We start from the raw sequence: 3,327 nt of genomic DNA, 5'->3' as shown, positions 1-3,327 counted from the left end.
ACCCTGCCTTGCAGCGATGCCAGCCACGCACGGGTGCGACGGTGCTCACCTGGCGAGCGGAAGTCATACAGGTCAAAGGTGCCGTTCGAGCAATGTGCCGCGTAGTTGCCTTCGACACCGCAGCCGAACGTGAAGGCCCCCCGGTCCGTGGACTGCAGTCGCTGCTCGCCGTAGCTCACCTGGCTGCGCCAGCCCTTGCCCCAGTTCTGGCTCCAGCGCAGGCTGCCCGTGTTGCCCTGCATCTCGACCGGCCGGCTCCAGGCCTGGTTGTTGAAGTTGGTGGTCGGATCGAGCGCTTTGGCGGACGGCAGCGCACGGCCCAGCAAGCTGTAGCCAGGCACGCTGGGTTGGGTCAGGAAGCTGTGCTCGAACTCGGCTTCGAGGCGTGCATCGGGGGTCAAGCGCCAGTCGCCAGCCACCGCAGCAAGGCGTCGTCGACCGTCGGCTGCCTGCGTGGTGGGGCGAAGGTCTTCATGTGCGGCATTGACGCGCAGGCCGAACTCACGTTGCTGCCCAAAGCGCTCGGACAGGTCGGTGGCCATCAGCCAGCCACCGCGGTCGTTCAGCCCGAGGGTGACCTCCCTGAGGCTGACATCGGGTCGCTTGACGACGTAGTTCACCAAGCCCGACGGCGCGCTGGTGCCCGCCTGCATGCCGCTCGTGCCCTTGAACAGCTCGATGCCAGCCTTGTTGTCCAGGGCGATGCGGGTCTCGCCACTGATCGGCAGGCCCTCGCGGCGGTAGTTGAGCGTGTTGTCCAGCTTGTAGCCGCGCACGTTCATGCTGTCCCAGTAGCCGATGGCGTTGTAGGCGTCGGTCAGGCTGGCATCGAGTTTGATCAGGTCGGCCAGGCGGGTGATGCCTGCATCGCGCAAAACGGTCTGGCCAAAAGTTTGCGCCTGCACGGGCGCTTGCCAGCCGGGCGTGTCGCCCAGGCCGCTGATGCTGGCGCGGGCCTGGCGATTGGCCGGGGCGCTGACCGTGGTGCCAGGCAGCGTGCTTTCAGTCGCGGTGTTGTCAGCGGCCGTCTGGGCAACTGGCAAGGCAGTGCCATCGCGGGCTTGCTGGGCCATGGATTGGAGGCCCGTCGCGCTCAGCGACGCCAGGCAGCAGGCCTGCAGCGCTGCCATCGCCAGCGGGCGTTGCAGGATGGGGGTGGGACGTGAATGGGAAGGTGACAGACGAGGGCTCATGCAGACAACTCCATGGCGTGGGAGCACCGGTTGGGGACACGGTCGTCCGCATGGGGGTTGCCTGGTTGAGGGCGCGGCCTGGGAACTGGCGGCACCCGGTCGTGGCCCGGTTGAGGGCGCTTGCGCCAGCGTGATGGCGCGTGCACGACGAACTGGCTTCCCTACGCGAGGACGACCTCGATCAGGTTCGAAGGGACTCTCTCAGCGGCGCCACGCAACGCGGGCCGCACCCCTAGCAGGTCGAGATTGTAGGCGCGCTTCAGCCTTTGACGCCCAGGCGCTGGTGGAGCACCGGGCTTGTCGTGGTGTAGAGCAGGTGGGGCGGCGCATCGGGGTTGAGCGCCGTGGCGATGGCGTGCGCCGCCAGCGTGGCCTCGTGGAAGCCACACAGCAGCAGGCGCTTCTTGCCCGGGTAGGTGTTGATGTCGCCAACCGCGTGCACGCCTGCCAGCGAGGTCTCGAAGGTGGCGGTGTCCACGCGCACCTGCTTGCGCTCGAGGGCCATGCCCCATTGCGTCAACGGTCCGAGCTTGGGGCTCAGGCCCAGGCGCACCAGCAGGTGGTCCAGCGGCAGCTCGAAAGGGTGACCGTCGGCGCCCAGCAGTTGCAGGGCTTCGATGCGGCGGTCTGGGTCGGTGCTTGCCGGGGTCAGTCGAGCGCCTTGGGGCACGCCCAGCACCAGCTGCACGTCGCCCGATTGAATCAGCGCGCGCACCTCGGCCTCGACCTCGGCATCGGCCTGGAAGGCGTCGCGGCGGTGGAGCAGGGTGATGCGAGCGGGACGGTGCGCGGGCTCGGCACGTGAGGCGATGAGCACGGCGTTCAGTGCTTCATCGCCACCACCTGCGATGACCAGGTGCTGGCCTGCCCAGGCGGGGGGCGATGCGTCGAGGTGGCGTTTTCGTCCATCTCCCTGTGGCTCTGCGGCGAACTCGCCCGGCAGTTGGTGGCTGAGGTTGGCCGCGCCATCGAGTTCGGGCACGCCCAGGCCTCGTGGCACGAAGGCCCCCGCGCCAGCTGCGATCACCACCGAGTGCGCCTGGCAGGTCCATGCGGTGGAGGTTCGCACTTGCCAGCCACCATCGACCTGGCTCAGCGACTCGACTTGTTGGCCCAGGTGCAGGTGCGCTCGCTGGCCCGTGTTCGCATCGGGTGGCAGAAAAGGCGAAGCCTGCTGAAGCAGCAGGCTTGTGAGTTCGCGCCCGGTGCAGCGGGGCACGCCGGGCACGTCGTAGATGGGTTTGTCAGGGTAGAGGGCCATGCATTGGCCCCCCGCCTGTGGCAGCACGTCAACGACCTCGACCTTCAGGCCCAGCAGCCCCAGCTGGAAGGCCTGGAACAGGCCCACCGGGCCCGCGCCGATGACCAGGGCATCGGTCTGGGGCATCGAGGTCACCGATGGCATCAGCGCGCGAAGATCGGGGCTCAGCGGATCAACTGGTCCAGCTTGCCGGTCTTGTCCTTCCACTCGTCGGCTTCGGGCAGCGGCTCTTTGCGCTTGGTGATGCTGGGCCACTTCTTGGCCAGGTCGGCGTTGATCTGGATGTACTGCTGCTGGTTGCCGGGCACGTCCTCTTCAGGGACGATGGCGTTGACGGGGCACTCGGGGATGCAGACGGCGCAGTCGATGCACTCGTCGGGATCGATCACCAGGAAGTTGGGGCCTTCGCGGAAGCAGTCCACCGGGCAAACGTCCACGCAGTCGGTGTATTTGCAACGGATGCAGGCTTCGGTGACGACGTGAGTCATGACAGGTCTCGGGTGAGGGGGTTGATCTTGCGGGTGGGGATTTTACCGGGGCTTGAAGGGGCATCAAGCCTCGGTGGCGCCTGTGCCTTCGCCGCACAGGGTGATGTGGGTCAAGGGCGCTTCAGGGATGGCGGTCGCGCCCGCGCCCACGATGACGAGCGTGGGGCGCCCGGCGTGCACCGAGGAAGCGTCATCGAGTGTCCCCACGGTGTGCAGGGTGTGGCGCATGTCGGGCCACCCTGCTCGGGAGACCACGCTGACTTGCGTGCCGGCAGGCCAGCCTGCGTCCAGCAGGCCTTTGCTGAGCGGGGCCAGTTGCCGGCCCGCCATGTAGAAGACCTCGGTGTCGGCGCGCTGGCCCGGGCCCATGCCGCACTGCAGGTCG

3 protein-coding genes, 1 pseudogene and 1 riboswitch are annotated in these 3,327 nt (G+C 67.7%); all 4 genes and pseudogenes read right to left on the bottom strand.

Annotated elements, in window-relative coordinates:
* Nucleotides 1–1,193 (bottom strand): TonB-dependent siderophore receptor (locus B2W70_RS10340; protein ID WP_349677447.1); only part of this gene is annotated, 1,193 nt, incomplete at its 3' end.
* Between the two features lie 141 nt (nucleotides 1,194–1,334).
* Nucleotides 1,335–1,437: riboswitch (TPP riboswitch) on the bottom strand.
* A gap of 15 nt (nucleotides 1,438–1,452) precedes the next feature.
* On the bottom strand, nucleotides 1,453–2,580 hold the full coding sequence (locus B2W70_RS10335) for an NAD(P)/FAD-dependent oxidoreductase (protein ID WP_286745479.1): 1,128 nt from the start codon (nucleotides 2,578–2,580) through the stop codon (nucleotides 1,453–1,455).
* Nucleotides 2,581–2,618: 38 nt separating this feature from the next.
* Nucleotides 2,619–2,942 (bottom strand): ferredoxin FdxA, encoded by a 324-nt coding sequence (fdxA, locus tag B2W70_RS10330; protein WP_058087457.1) that lies wholly within the window; start codon nucleotides 2,940–2,942, stop codon nucleotides 2,619–2,621.
* A gap of 63 nt (nucleotides 2,943–3,005) precedes the next feature.
* Nucleotides 3,006–3,327 (bottom strand): annotated as a pseudogene (locus B2W70_RS10325) (hypothetical protein); the annotation flags it as partial.

It is taken from the genome of Aquabacterium sp. UBA2148 (assembly GCF_002328915.1).
Lineage (GTDB): Bacteria > Pseudomonadota > Gammaproteobacteria > Burkholderiales > Burkholderiaceae_C > Aquabacterium > Aquabacterium parvum.
The sequence above is the reverse complement of the archived record's forward strand: the minus strand, read 5'-3'. Positions and strand labels throughout refer to the sequence as shown.

What these genes read in the sequence shown, in the direction of transcription:
- B2W70_RS10335 (WP_286745479.1), bottom strand. Translation starts at nt 2,580, where the DNA reads ATGCCCCAGACCGATGCCCTGGTCATCGGCGCGGGCCCGGTGGGCCTG.
- fdxA (WP_058087457.1), bottom strand. Translation starts at nt 2,942, where the DNA reads ATGACTCACGTCGTCACCGAAGCCTGCATCCGTTGCAAATACACCGAC.